General features: G+C 50.7%; 14 protein-coding genes. 8 read left to right on the top strand and 6 right to left on the bottom strand.

The annotated features are described in order from the left end of the window. Positions 1-11: 11 nt before the first annotated feature. Positions 12-353 carry a hypothetical protein gene (locus AJE_RS11715; protein WP_008609241.1) on the top strand — a complete coding sequence of 114 codons (342 nt, stop codon included), beginning with the start codon at positions 12-14 and terminating at the stop codon, positions 351-353. On the opposite strand, the gene AJE_RS11720 is transcribed toward AJE_RS11715, so the two are convergent. After that, on the bottom strand, positions 350-826 hold the full coding sequence (locus AJE_RS11720) for a tellurite resistance TerB family protein (protein WP_008609240.1): 477 nt from the start codon (positions 824-826) through the stop codon (positions 350-352). The genes AJE_RS11715 and AJE_RS11720 overlap by 4 nt on opposite strands. 105 nt (positions 827-931) lie before the next feature. Here AJE_RS11720 and AJE_RS11725 point away from each other — a divergent pair, with 105 nt between their 5' ends. Next, positions 932-1,753: a M90 family metallopeptidase gene (locus AJE_RS11725; protein ID WP_008609239.1), complete on the top strand. Its 822-nt coding sequence runs from the start codon at positions 932-934 to the stop codon at positions 1,751-1,753. An 80-nt stretch (positions 1,754-1,833) separates the two neighbouring features. Here the strand turns inward: AJE_RS11725 and AJE_RS11730 are convergent, their stop codons facing one another. Both AJE_RS11730 and AJE_RS11735 read right to left on the bottom strand, forming a co-directional pair. After that, positions 1,834-2,016: a hypothetical protein gene (locus tag AJE_RS11730; protein WP_008609237.1), complete on the bottom strand. Its 183-nt coding sequence runs from the start codon at positions 2,014-2,016 to the stop codon at positions 1,834-1,836. A gap of 46 nt (positions 2,017-2,062) precedes the next feature. Beyond that, positions 2,063-3,250, bottom strand: a complete 1,188-nt coding sequence (locus AJE_RS11735; RefSeq protein WP_083216315.1) for an IS4 family transposase — start codon at positions 3,248-3,250, stop codon at positions 2,063-2,065. Positions 3,251-3,485: 235 nt separating this feature from the next. Between AJE_RS11735 and AJE_RS11740 the strand changes: the two genes are divergently transcribed. Together AJE_RS11740 and AJE_RS11745 are read left to right on the top strand one after the other, a co-directional pair. Then, the gene (locus AJE_RS11740; RefSeq protein WP_008609236.1) at positions 3,486-4,457 is read left to right on the top strand and encodes a calcium/sodium antiporter; all 972 of its coding nucleotides are present in this window, start codon (positions 3,486-3,488) and stop codon (positions 4,455-4,457) included. Between the two features lie 4 nt (positions 4,458-4,461). After that, a complete protein-coding gene (locus tag AJE_RS11745) occupies positions 4,462-6,711 on the top strand; it encodes an exonuclease domain-containing protein (protein WP_008951030.1) in 2,250 nt (749 codons plus the stop codon). 136 nt (positions 6,712-6,847) lie between these two features. Here AJE_RS11745 and mntA read toward each other — a convergent pair whose 3' ends face one another. After that, a complete protein-coding gene (mntA, locus tag AJE_RS11750; protein ID WP_008951032.1) occupies positions 6,848-7,246 on the bottom strand; it encodes a type VII toxin-antitoxin system MntA family adenylyltransferase antitoxin in 399 nt (132 codons plus the stop codon). A 251-nt stretch (positions 7,247-7,497) separates the two neighbouring features. Between mntA and AJE_RS11755 the strand changes: the two genes are divergently transcribed. The 3 genes from AJE_RS11755 (at position 7,498) to AJE_RS11765 (ending at position 10,120) form a co-directional block, all read left to right on the top strand. Further along, positions 7,498-8,457: a YihY/virulence factor BrkB family protein gene (locus tag AJE_RS11755; RefSeq protein ID WP_008951033.1), complete on the top strand. Its 960-nt coding sequence runs from the start codon at positions 7,498-7,500 to the stop codon at positions 8,455-8,457. Positions 8,458-8,483: 26 nt separating this feature from the next. Beyond that, a complete protein-coding gene (gene mtgA, locus AJE_RS11760) occupies positions 8,484-9,182 on the top strand; it encodes a monofunctional biosynthetic peptidoglycan transglycosylase (RefSeq protein WP_008951034.1) in 699 nt (232 codons plus the stop codon). 107 nt (positions 9,183-9,289) lie between these two features. Then, positions 9,290-10,120, top strand: coding sequence for a DNA ligase (locus tag AJE_RS11765; RefSeq protein WP_008951035.1), 831 nt, complete (start codon positions 9,290-9,292; stop codon positions 10,118-10,120). Positions 10,121-10,188: 68 nt separating this feature from the next. On the opposite strand, the gene AJE_RS11770 is transcribed toward AJE_RS11765, so the two are convergent. Further along, complete coding sequence (locus AJE_RS11770; RefSeq protein WP_008609228.1) at positions 10,189-11,106, bottom strand: DMT family transporter; 918 nt, start codon at positions 11,104-11,106, stop codon at positions 10,189-10,191. A gap of 175 nt (positions 11,107-11,281) precedes the next feature. Between AJE_RS11770 and AJE_RS11775 the strand changes: the two genes are divergently transcribed. Continuing rightward, the gene (locus AJE_RS11775) at positions 11,282-11,701 is read left to right on the top strand and encodes an acyl-CoA thioesterase (protein ID WP_008609222.1); all 420 of its coding nucleotides are present in this window, start codon (positions 11,282-11,284) and stop codon (positions 11,699-11,701) included. A 38-nt stretch (positions 11,702-11,739) separates the two neighbouring features. On the opposite strand, the gene AJE_RS11780 is transcribed toward AJE_RS11775, so the two are convergent. Next, a complete protein-coding gene (locus AJE_RS11780) occupies positions 11,740-12,345 on the bottom strand; it encodes a DUF502 domain-containing protein (protein ID WP_008951036.1) in 606 nt (201 codons plus the stop codon). Between the last annotated feature and the right edge of the window lie 136 nt (positions 12,346-12,481).

Below are 12,481 nucleotides of genomic sequence, written 5' to 3' on the forward strand. Positions count from 1 at the left end.
AAAGGAAACCTATGATCGATCCTTCTTTTCGCCAACAAGCTTCGGCGTGGCAACGGCAGTTTCAGCTACGTAGCCAGGGCAGTTTTTTGCAGCGCCTACTGGCATGGCTGGTATTGGGCGTGATGTTGCTGGTGGGTGCGGTCTTTCTGCTGTTTGCATTGCTGCTCAGTTGGATCCTGATCCCGATTTTGCTATTCCGGCACCGGCAACGGATGCGGCAATTCCGTGAGCAGGCGGCTCGTTATCAGCAAGCCCAGCAAGATGGCGCCAATCCTTACGCCGGGCAGCGGCAGCAACAAGGCACAGTGATCGAAGGTGAGGTGCTGCGTAAAGACGAATCTGAGCCGCGTTAGCCTTCAGCTGGTTGGTTGGCCAGTTTGGCTTTGATAAAGTCGCTGTGTCGGATAAAGAGTAAATCCGCTACCTTGCGCAGCATCATTTCTTCATTCGGGTCGACACTGCCATCGGCCCAGGCCAGTTGCCATAGCTGGTTCAATAACGCCAGCCGCTCTGGCTCTGTTAATACTTTCAACTTCGACGTATAGGCATGCAAACAGGTGGCATCAGCGGCCAGCTGATTGGCCTGCGCCAATACCTGCTGTGCTTGTGGCCTGGCCAGCGCATATTCCCGTTCAATATAATGCAGGACCAGTTGTTGTTCCTGCTCGGTACTGTCGAAATCGGCATGGCTTAGCTGCAGCAACAGCACCACTGCCATAAATTGTGGCTCACTGAGGCCGGCTGCCTGCCAGGGTTGATGGCTGGCGGCTGCACCGGGTAAGCCTTCAGCGGCTTTTTCCAGCAGGTTTTTCAGAAAATTAAACAAGGCGAAACTCCTCTGCATAGGGCGTGCACACAACCTGACACAGCTTGAATTTTATCAGACTTTACCCCACTGAAAGAGTTCGACTGATCGTGCCGGAGCACCCTTTTGCCGCTACTTATTTTAGCTGTACTGACGCTGTTGATTATTGGTTTAGTGCTGGGGCAACCTTATTACCGGCGTTGGCAGCGCCAGCGCATTGCTGCCAGGCCCTTTCCTGAAGCCTGGCGTAAAATTCTGAAACAGCGGATGCCTTATTTCCGCGCCTTACCAGCCGATCTGCAATTGCAGTTAAAAAAGCATATGCAGATTTTTATCGCCGAAAAAGCCTTTATTGGTTGCGATGGCCTGACGGTAACCGATGAAATGCGGGTGACCATCGCCGCTCAGGCCTGCCTGCTATTACTTAACCGCCCAAATCACTATTACCCGGCATTACGCAGTATTCTGATCTACCCCTCTGCTTTTATTGTTGACACAGCACAAACCGATGCTGCGGGCTTGGTGCGGCAGGAACAACGGGTGCTCAGCGGTGAGTCCTGGGGCCAGGGCAAGGTCATTCTAAGTTGGCAGGACACGCTCTCGGGTGCTGCCGATCCGCACGATGGCCATAATGTGGTGATCCATGAGTTTGCCCATCAACTGGATCAGGAGCAGGGGCCGACCCAGGGCGCGCCGGTGCTAAGTCGTAGTAGTGATTATCAGCAGTGGTCAAGCGTAATGCAGCAAGCGTATGACGACTTGCAGCAGCGGCTGGCGCTGGGGTTACCTGTATTGCTTGATCCCTATGGTGCCACCAACCCGGCGGAGTTTTTTGCGGTCTTGACTGAAGTATTCTTTGAAAAGCCGGCTGAGCTTAATACCGAACATCCGGCTTTATATCAGTTACTTAGCCGATTTTATCGCTTAAATCCACTGAGCTGGCAATAATTAGCACTACAGCATCAAATAGTCTAAAAGTATGCTGGTGTTGAATTTTTAAACTATTATTTTTTAAATTATTTAGTGCCCTAACCAAGCAGCATCTTAATTAATTGCGCCAGTAACAAAATAGCGACCAGTGGCAAGATCCAGCGGCCATATTTACGATAGTCCTGTTCGGCTTGCTCACCCTTGCTACCATATTTTTCCAGTAAGGGCAGTAGTAAAAACAGCACCAAAAATAACACTGCTAAGATACCAATTAACGCCATCAACCTCTCCTTCGGCTGAGGGATCCCCACAAATTGCTCCCCCATATTATCCACACTCTATCAGATCGTCCGGTGTCCAGCACCACTGAGCTATCCACTGCAAAATTTGCTTTAGCCCTTGCTGATAATATCGCCTACTTATATTAAGCTTTTGCTCTTTACAGAGCAGTATCCCAAGGGAACAAAGAGCGAGCACTCGTCTATGCTTAACGGTATTAGCCTGATAACGTCGTTGTAAGCCAGCCTTCTCACCCGCACTGCCAAGCAGGTAATGAAACCAGTTAGCCAGGGCTGCCAAGAGCAGTAAGATCTCCAAGCGTGATTTCTTGCGAGTACCATGTAGATCGCTACCTAACCCGTAACGGTGACTTTTTTGATCCCGGAAGCTTTCTTCTATCTGCATTCGGCAGCTATAGCATTTGGCAATTTTCTCGGCATATCCATGACTTTCTGGTAAAGAGGAAACTAATAGCCAAGGCTCTTTGTATTGCCTGTTTTTATCTCTTTTCAATAACTTGTAACCTTTTCCAACCAAAACAGCTTGTGTTTCATAGCTCTGAGATTGGGTGAGTAAGATGTTGCCGACATGCTTGGGCTTGGCTTTGGCCTTACGATAAAATTGGTTAACAGTGATAAACTCTTCCTGCTCTGCCACTTTCAGCTTCACATTCCCTCTGACTCTGGCGACATAATGCCAGCCGAATTCGCGTACTTGTTTTAACCAAGGCACTTTAAATCCGGCGTCTGTCACGATAATTGGCTTGCAGCCTTCTGGTAACATAGCTTTAAGTTGTTCTAAGAATGCCTGATGCAAACGGGGGCTGGTGTACTCTTCTTCAGCAGCGATTTTTTGCAACAACGTTAATGCTCTGCCGTCCGCAGCAATACTCGCTCGTAAAATAAAGTGACGCTTGGCGGTATCCGCATTACTCCAATCGACTAAAATCGTTGGATGGGAATGGGGGGTTACAACAGAAGCAGTCAACGCGGCATAAATCAATGGTAGCTCTCGTTGCAGATTGGCATTATTGAGTAATCTGTCGGCTCGCTTGATGCTGATTTTGTCTGAGGGCCCTGGCATAGCGCGACCAATTGCTGTAACGGTGCAACGAGCGTCTTTAGCAAGAGCAGTAACCGCATCTAACAAGACAGAAAATCTGGCTTTATGCATGGTTTTTGGGGTGACAAATCGGAGGAAATCAGCGAGCATAGTTTTAACATTCATGGCGAGCATCCGCGGTGTGGGATTTTTGGCGAATGATCAGATCGGGAACCGCCATGAATGTTCCCTAATCACCTAAATTTTTATTATAACTACAAAATTTCTGGGGATACCTCAGCTCCTTCGGGCTTTTTAAGCAGCTTAGCAGCTCGCGGTTAGGGCTGCAAAAAAAGCTGTGCTGGCCAGCTATTAGCCATTTTGGCGCCATGCTACACTAAACGCAGTTCACCTTCAGGAGAAGTAAGCTATGTTGTGGGCCGTGTTAGCTCTGATTTCGGGTTTGGCGCTGTTAGTCTGGAGCGCAGATAAATTTGTCGATGGTGCTGCGGCGACAGCAAAGTATGCCGGTATGCCGCCGCTGTTAATCGGTATGTTGATTGTCGGTTTTGGTACCTCAGCACCGGAAATGGTGGTCTCTGCCATGGCTGCGGCTGATGGTAATCCGGCACTGGCACTGGGTAATGCCTACGGCTCCAATATTACCAATATTGCGCTGATCCTCGGTTTGGTAGCGCTGTTAAGTCCTATCGCTGTGCATTCTCAGGTGCTGCGTAAAGAACTGCCCATTTTAATGTTAATTACCCTGTTCGCCGGTTGGCAGTTGTTCGATCATCAACTTAGCAGCTTTGATGCCTGGTGCTTGCTGGCGGTATTTTTTGTGTTAATGGGCTGGTCGGTATGGCAGGGCATGCGTAATCCCCAGGATGCGATGGCAGTGGAAATGGGCGACGAGCTGGCCAGTGCCGAGCAAATGACGCTAAAGCAGGCCATTATCTGGCTGCTGGTTGGCCTGACGTTACTGATCCTGGCCTCGCGGTTACTGGTGTACGGCGCGGTGTTTATCGCACAAAGCCTGGGCGTCAGTGATCTGATAATCGGCTTAACAGTGGTCGCAGTTGGTACGTCTTTACCAGAACTGGCCTCGTCGCTGATTGCGATTAAAAAGGGCGAGCATGATATTGCGCTGGGTAACGTAATTGGCTCCAACCTGTTTAATACGCTGGCCGTGGTCGGTATCGCGGCGGCGATTGAGCCTATGGCGGTGGAAGCGGTAGTCCTGACCCGTGATTGGACGCTAATGGCCGTGCTAACCGCAGCGCTGTTTGTGATGGGCTATGGCTATAAAAAGCAAGGGCGGATCAACCGGCTGGAAGGCGCGCTGTTGCTGCTGGTCTTTATCGGTTATACCGGTTATCTGATTAGTACGGTGATTAGCTAAGCCTATGACGGTTAGACCAGAGCTAGATGCCCGTTACTATCTGCAGCACTTTCAGGAGTTGCTGCAGTTTGTAAAAACGCATTATGGCCCTTGTCTAACCCCCTCTGCCAGCACCTGGCTTGCCGATTTCGAACAACTCAGCATGCCAGCGCAACAGCTGCTGGTGCGGATGCTTAACCGCAAAGGCCGGGTGTTTGCCGACAGTGAGCTGTACTATGCCGAAATTGGCCCGGTAGCGCCGCTATTAGCAGAGCTACAACAGGCTGGTTTTATCGCAATGCTTAGTGCAGCCGAACTCCCTGATTTTTGGCTGCGGCTCACTAAAGCGACGCTGTGGCAGTTGTTACAACTGGCCGCGCCGCAGTTGACATCCCCCTTAAATGCAAAAAAAAGCCACAGCAAGCCCGAGCTGCTGCGCGCGGCCTTGACGTTGCCGGTCGATTGGCTGGGTTTGATCGCACAGTTGCCGCAACAGTATGTGGCATTGCAACGGTTGGATGCGCTTAATTATCTGTATTTTCTTTATTTTGGACGGGTCGAGCCTAACCTTTCACTGTTTACCCTGCGCGATCTCGGGATCCGGCAAACCGGTCAGTTTAAGCAGCAATTTAGCCCGCGCTTTACCGAGCTGGCGACCGCTGAGCTGGCCTTTCAATTAGCGCAAGCCAAACGGGCACTGGCCGATTTAAGTAAACAGCTAAAACAACAGCCGGCTGATGCCGAATCGCTGTTAAGTCCATGGCTGGAGCAAGTACAGCAGTGGCCGTCTGGCACTACTCCGGAGCTCGTGACCAAACGCAGCGAACGCTGCTATCAGCTTGGCAAATTGGCTGAGCAGCAGAAACTGCTACCATTGGCGCAGGCCTTTTACCATCAAAGCAATGGCTTTCCGGCCAGCGAGCGTCTGGTGCGGCTGTACTGGCAGCAAGGTGATACTATTCAGTGCCAACAGCACCTGCAACAACTGTTAGAAGATCCCAGCTGTGATGAAGAATGGCTATTTGCTGAAGATTTTTATCAGCGTAAGTTTACTGCCGGTAGCCAGAGTCAGCGCCGCTCGCAGCTGACGCAGCTGCTGCACGCCGCCCCGCAAATTGGCGTAGACGAGCTCTATCTGGGGAAAGCAGAAGCCGGGCTGATTGCGCATTATCAGGCGCTCGGTTATCGGGCGTTTCATAGTGAAAATAACCTGTGGCTGGCGTTGTTTGGCCTCTGGTTCTGGCATGAGTTATTCGAACATCAGGACAGTGCGCTGCATAACCCGTTCGAGCGGCGGCCACGTAATTTAAGTGCGGGTGGCTTTTATGAGCAATTTCAAACAACCATCGAGCATAAATTAACACTGCTAGCCGCGCCTAATGCCGCAACCATCCTGCTAAGCGCGTTAACCGCGCATTATGGCAAAGCCAATAGCCTTTTTTACTGGCATAGCGATCTCGCTGAACAGCTATTACCTTTGCTGCAATACGCGCCGCGCAGCCATCAGAAAAATGGTGAAAATGACAAAAGCGGCGAACCGGCTGAGAGTGCTCTTGCGCCAATACTCCGTGCCATGGCGCAGGACTTTAACCGCCATAGCAGTGGCTACCCGGATTTATTGCTGATTAAAGATCAGCAGCTGCAGTTTATCGAAGTTAAAGCGCCCGGCGATAAAATTCAGCGCCATCAGCTCGCCCGGCTGCTAGCCCTGAATAACGCCGGTTTTAACGCCCGGATTGAAAAACTGCAGTGGATAGTCGACCCCAATCGGCTCTATGTGGTGCTGGATGTCGAAACTACCGGCGGCAAAGCTGGCACCGACAGGGTGATTGAAATTGGCGCGGTAAAAGTCCAGGCTGGCGAGGTGTTAGACACCTTTAGCACCCTGCTTAATCCTGGCCGCACTATCCCGTCTTTTATCAGCCGTTTAACCGGTATCAGCAACGCCATGGTGGCCGATGCGCCTACCTTTGCTGATATTGCCGACAAGCTTGCCGAGTTTTTACGAGGCGCAGTCTTTGTTGCCCATAACGCTAAGTTCGATTACGGCTTTATCCGTAGCGAGTTTGCCCGCTGTGATATCACATTCGATATGCCGCAGCTCTGCACGGTAGTGAATATGCGCCGCTATTACCCGGGACTGCAATCCTATAGCCTGGGTAAGTTATGCGAGGAGTTTGAGATTAAACTTAATAACCACCACCGCGCCCTGGCAGATGCCACGGCCACGGCGGAGCTGCTAAAGCTGATTAATGCCCGTCGCCAGTTGGTTTAGGTCAACAGGTCTTATGGTGAGGATGTAAAAGCCTCATCTTTGCTGAGCAACCGGATCTTGCTGATATTCATCCCGTGCTCGCTTAACACAGCGCTCGATAGTCGCAGCTTTATTCAGTAATACATCATCCGGTAGCTTAGTTACGGCCATACACTGCTCCCTGTTCTCTGATATCCTGCAATAAACCAGCGCGGGCCTCGTTTAGTGCCGTCATTTGTGATAACACCATGGCTTCGTATATACCGACGCTGCTGTCGATAGCGTACAGGCATTTACCGGTGGTGAGGATTTGATACTGCATAACGGTAGTGGCGGCGCGAAAGTCGAGTAGATCGACTTCGCAGTTCGCCAGCTCAGCCAGGTCACTGCTAATATCCCACAGTTCAATCACATCAGCATAGCCTGCTACCAGCACAGCTAAATCTAAGTCACTGTTTTTATCGGCGGTGCCTGTTACCTGGCTGCCAAAGGCGTAAACTGCCATTAAATTTGGCAACCGTTGTTGTAGTAACTGCAGTATTGGTAAGAAATTCAAACCGGGCCCCGCGTTGCAGATGGTTAGCTGATAAACGCAGTGTAACCCTTGCTCTAGAGTAGGGCAAATGGTCAGCTCTGGGGCACTAGGCTTGACGTAAGTGATTGTGATTTAGTGTCTTAACAGGCAAGCTTAGCGATAACCTCCATGGTAATGGCTAAACTGACTTTTGTGCTGACACTTTCTTGCTATCATAGACCACTGATACAAACAGAAATAAAGCGCGCGTCGCGGCAAAGGTAATATCGGGCATGCTGAGTAATATCTTCAATAAACTTCCCAACACAGTGCGGCACTGGCTGAGTATTCTGGCGGCAGCCTTTCGGCATTGGCTTGATAGCCAGGCCTTTATTTATGCTGCCGCGCTGGCATTTTTTACGGTGTTTTCGATTGCGCCTATTTTAGTGGTCGTGGTGGCACTGGTCGGGCTGGTTATTGGTGAGCGGGCGGTGCAAGGGGAGTTATTTACCCAGCTCGAAGAAACTTTAGGGTCAGAAGCGGCTGGAGTGATACAGACTGCCGTGGTTAATTCGCAAATTGATCAAAGTGGCTTTATCCCGGCGTTAGTCGGTATTGTTGCCACCATTATTGGTGCTACCACAGTGTTTGCACAGATGCAGCAATCTCTGAATCAGATCTGGGGTGTAGCACCGCGGCCAAAGCGTAACAATCTTTGGGCGCTGCTGAAAAGCCGCTTGTTATCGTTAACCATTATTCTGGCAATTGGTTTTATTATGATGGTGTCATTACTGCTGTCGGTGGCACTACGCAGTGTAATGGCGTTTGCGGAGGAATGGTTGCCCGTGCCAGGCTGGGCGATGGTGGGTATGGAATGGGGCCTATCCTTACTGGTGATCACCTTGCTATTTGCCGCCATGTTTAAAATTTTGCCCGACGTACTGCTGGCCTGGCGTGACGTGCTATTAGGGGCCTTTATTACCGCCTTGTTATTTACTATCGGTCGTTCTTTTATCTCTGTTTATCTGGCCTATACCGCGACAGCCTCGGCTTACGGCGCTGCCGGTTCTTTGGCATTATTACTGCTATGGGTGAATTATTCTTCGATGATTTTGTTGTTTGGCGCGGCCTTTACCCGTGCCCATCTGGAAGGGCGAGGTAAGCCTATCCGGCCGAAAAATGTTGCGGTATGTGTGCATCGGGAGCTTATCATCGACTCGCCGCCGAATGAGCAAACGGGTACTAACAATTGACGGTTGCAAGTGACTAAAGAGGCAAGATGACAGAGCAGAAGCGCGGTGTATTCGGTTGGCTGGGGTTGCTATGTTGGCGTACCTTGCAGCTGGCACTGCTATTGTTAGCGTTGGTCTTAATTTTACTTCTGATCTTACGTTTTGTGCCGCCGCCTACCACAGCCTTTATGCTGCAAAGCCCGTATCCGGTGCAGCAGCAGTGGATCAACATAGCACAATTGCCGCCACATGTACCGCTGGCGCTGGTGGCGTCAGAAGATCAGCGCTTCCCGCAGCACTTTGGTGTCGATATCAATGAAATCCGTAATGCGTTGGAGCGCTTTGACGATGGCGGCGGTTTGCGTGGCGCCAGTACCATCACCCAGCAAACCGCAAAAAACCTGTTGTTATGGCCTGGCCGCAGTTTGCTGCGAAAAGGGTTGGAGGCAGCTTTAGCGCTAAGTCTGGAAGGGCTTTGGGGCAAAAAGCGTATTCTGGAGGTATACCTGAATATCGCCGAATTCGGACCCGGTATTTATGGTGTGGAAGCGGCCAGTCAGTATTACTTTGGTAAATCAGCCAGCCAATTAAGCCGCAATCAGGCTGCCAGATTAGCAGTGCTGTTGCCAAGCCCGCGTCGGCGCGATCCGAATCAGTTAACACCCTACCTACAGCAACGCGTCAGTTGGGTTGAACAACAGATGCGGCAACTGGGCGCAGGCTATCTAAAACCGGTACTGGATTAACCCGCGTTAGCCTTTTGTCACCGTTTTCAGTCTAGCCAGTATCCAGCTAAGTTGCGCTCAGGCGCTCAGCGGCTACACTCATTATTTTGCATAAAGGAAGCAAAATAATGTTTAAAATGTTAATTTTTTTGCTGGTGCTCGGTAGTTTTCCACTCTTGGCTGTGACAAAGCCTGATCTGCTGTTGGCACAGGATTATCAGGATAATATTGATGTCAGGCAGTATTGGGTCAGTGAAAAGCTGGATGGTGTGCGGGCTTACTGGGATGGCAAACAGCTGATTTCCCGTGGTGGCAATATTATTCAGGCGCCAGCCTGGTTTACCGCAGACTTTCCACCACGGCCGCTCGATGGTGAGCTGTGGCTCGCCAGGCAGCAGTTTGCACAAATCTTAAGTACGGTGAGCAAGCAGCAGCCAGTAAATAGTGAGTGGCAGCAGTTAGCCTATTATATTTTTGAACTGCCGCAGGCAGAGGGGACTTTCACTGAACGGATCAGGATGATGCAGCTGCTGGTACAGCAGCAAAATAGCCCTTATCTGCAGCTAGTACCGCAGTTTCGCGTTGCGGACAGAGCAACCTTACTGGCAACGTTGGCACAGCTGGAGCAGGCTGGCGCTGAGGGTTTAATGCTGCATCATCAGGATGCGCACTATAAAACCGGCCGCAGCGCAGATTTGCTTAAACTTAAAACCTATCAGGATGCCGAAGCGACAGTGATTGGCTATCGGCCTGGTAGGGGGAAATATCAGGGCATGGTAGGGGCGCTTATTGTCAGAACACCTGAAGGGCTGGAGTTTGCTATTGGCAGCGGCTTAACCGATGCCTTGCGGCAAACACCGCCGGCCATCGGTAGCGAAATTACTTATCGTTATAATGGTTACACCAGCAATGGTATACCGCGCTTTGCCCGATTTTTACGGGAGCGACAGGCGTTCTAGCCACGCTGCTATCGTTTTTACGCTGGTACCTCGATAGGTTTCATAGCGACTTAACTCTGCTACGCACCTCAGTTGGCTAGCTTTGGCTGCTCACGGTTAAGCAGGGCCCGAATGCGATCAAAAGGCGTTAGTACTATGGCATTCCCCAGCAGCACCAGCGCAAAGCCGCTAAAGGTGTAACTGGTCCAGTGAAAATCTTCAAACAGGGTACTTAGCACCACTGCTACTAACGGGAACAGTACTATGGTGTAGCTGGCTTTTTCCGGACCAATTTGTTTTAGTAGCGCAAAGTAACTGGCAAAAGCAATCACCGAACCAAATACCGCCAGGTAGACCAGCGACAGCAGATAGGCCGGCTCAGTACTAAAAGTAAAGCTGTGGCCCTTGATTAGTGCGGCGGCCAGCAGCACCAGGCTGCCATACAGCATACCCCAGGCATTGACCTGCATAATCGGCATTTGCTCCCGCGAATTGCGCACACTGACCATATTGCCAAAGGACGCTGACAGAGCGCCGGATAAGATCAGGATTAAGCCGAGTAAACTGGTGTTGGTGAAATCGATACCGTCCAAATCCGGCCAGAACAATACGACAATACCGGCAATGCCGAGCAGAGCGCCAAAATAGATACGTTTGGCCACCGGTTTGCCGAAAAACAGCCGGGTGTTAATAATGTTCATCAGCAACATCGTTGTAAAGGCAATCGCCGTCATGGCAGAGGTCAGATACTGCTGCGCCTGATAGATAAACAGGAAATTCAGCGCAAAATTCAGGCTGGCTAACAGCAGAATAAAGCCATGCTGGCGCAGCGAAAAACGCATATCCAGCTTGCGATACCAGCAGTACAGCCACATCAGTGCCGCAGCCAGCGCAAAGCGATACAACAACGAGACTTCAATGGCCACTTCGCCCAGCTGAAACTCAATGGCAAACCAGGTCGAACCCCAAATCAGGACGGTAATCAGATACAGCAGGATATTTTGCATCGAAGGTGATCGCGCACGGCAATAATAGGGCTGCGATCATAAAGCCTTGTGCAAACTGAAAACAGTAGTCAGCGAAGAAAAATTATTAATCTGATTTTCAGGGGATTGGCTGATTGGTGCAATACGCCAACAGGGATATACTTAAGGTTCAAACAATGATGTTACAGGTGAGAAGATGCGTTTTTTAAGCCGTCGGTTGGTGATGCAAGGTGATTTAAATTATGCCAATGCCCTCTTTGGTGGCAGGGCATTAGAATGGATAGACGAGGAAGCGGCGATTTACGCCATTTGTCAGTTAGAAACCAATAGCCTGGTGACCAAGCATATGGGCGCCATCAGTTTTGAAAGCCCGGCCAAGCTGGGTGATGTGGTCGAGTTTGGTTTGGCCACCAAAGCGGTGGGCCGAACCTCTATTACGGTAAGCTGTCTGGTGCGTAACAAGGCCACCAAAAAGACCATCTGCTTTGCCGATGATATCGTTTTTGTGCGGGTAGATGCGCAAACGCAACGGCCAGAGCCGCACCATAAAACCTTAGAGATGTTGCAGTCGCAGACGTTAAAAGAGCTGCGCACTTTAAATCTGGATCTCGAATAACAGCAAGCGACGCCGGGGGCAGGCTTAGATAGCGGCGCTTATGATTTCCCCGGCGCTTTACTGCTACCCAAGCCACCGCTAAGCACCAGTTGCAGGGCTTCGGCGGGCTTCATATCAAGGCTGCGGGTGCAACTGCGTGGCACTATAATGGTGTAGCCGCCGACGTTATAGGCCATCGGGATAAACACCGCCAGTTGTTCTTCCTGCATCAGTGACGACATCCGGTCTTCTGCCTGGCCGCCTTGTTTGGTAACAATGCCAATCAGTTCAATCTCAGATGAGGGCAGTTTCACCATCACTACCGAGCCATCACTAAAGTTTTTGCCGGCCATCACATCAATTAAATCTTGCAGCATGCCGTAAATTTGTTTGCTGCCCGGCAGTTTCATTAATACTTTGCCCGGCAACTGCCAGAGCCAGTTCACACCTGCCCAGCGCGAGCTAAAACCAATTACCGCACAGGCGATGACAAAACACAGTATTGCCGTGCCAGGCAGATACCAGGTGGCCGGGATCAGCAGTTGCACCACTGGAGCGAGTGCACTTTCGATCGTGGTCAGCAGCCAGCGCAGCAGCTCGATAGTAATAATTAACGGCAGTACAATCGCCAGGCCTTTTAATAAACTTCTTACCACTATTTTCATCAGGGATTTCAATCTGCATCAGTCAAAGTAGCGCTAGCATAACAGCGATCAGGAAGCGGGCGCCAGTCTGGGGCTGGATGACGCTTGCCGGTTAGATTTTGCTTTTCTGGCGCTGTTTTAACTGCAAAAGGAGGCG

This window comes from Alishewanella jeotgali KCTC 22429, assembly GCF_000245735.1.
Classification (GTDB): Bacteria; Pseudomonadota; Gammaproteobacteria; order Enterobacterales; family Alteromonadaceae; genus Alishewanella; species Alishewanella jeotgali.

Bases quoted from the DNA above. Each gene is read 5' to 3' on its own strand.
- AJE_RS11770 (WP_008609228.1), bottom strand. From the start codon at position 11,106: ATGCAAAATATCCTGCTGTATCTGATTACCGTCCTGATTTGGGGTTCG.
- AJE_RS11780 (WP_008951036.1), bottom strand. From the start codon at position 12,345: ATGAAAATAGTGGTAAGAAGTTTATTAAAAGGCCTGGCGATTGTACTG.
- AJE_RS11740 (WP_008609236.1), top strand. From the start codon at position 3,486: ATGTTGTGGGCCGTGTTAGCTCTGATTTCGGGTTTGGCGCTGTTAGTC.
- AJE_RS11730 (WP_008609237.1), bottom strand. From the start codon at position 2,016: ATGGCGTTAATTGGTATCTTAGCAGTGTTATTTTTGGTGCTGTTTTTA.
- AJE_RS11735 (WP_083216315.1), bottom strand. From the start codon at position 3,250: ATGCTCGCCATGAATGTTAAAACTATGCTCGCTGATTTCCTCCGATTT.
- AJE_RS11715 (WP_008609241.1), top strand. From the start codon at position 12: ATGATCGATCCTTCTTTTCGCCAACAAGCTTCGGCGTGGCAACGGCAG.
- AJE_RS11775 (WP_008609222.1), top strand. From the start codon at position 11,282: ATGCGTTTTTTAAGCCGTCGGTTGGTGATGCAAGGTGATTTAAATTAT.
- mtgA (WP_008951034.1), top strand. From the start codon at position 8,484: ATGACAGAGCAGAAGCGCGGTGTATTCGGTTGGCTGGGGTTGCTATGT.
- AJE_RS11755 (WP_008951033.1), top strand. From the start codon at position 7,498: ATGCTGAGTAATATCTTCAATAAACTTCCCAACACAGTGCGGCACTGG.
- AJE_RS11765 (WP_008951035.1), top strand. From the start codon at position 9,290: ATGTTTAAAATGTTAATTTTTTTGCTGGTGCTCGGTAGTTTTCCACTC.
- AJE_RS11745 (WP_008951030.1), top strand. From the start codon at position 4,462: ATGACGGTTAGACCAGAGCTAGATGCCCGTTACTATCTGCAGCACTTT.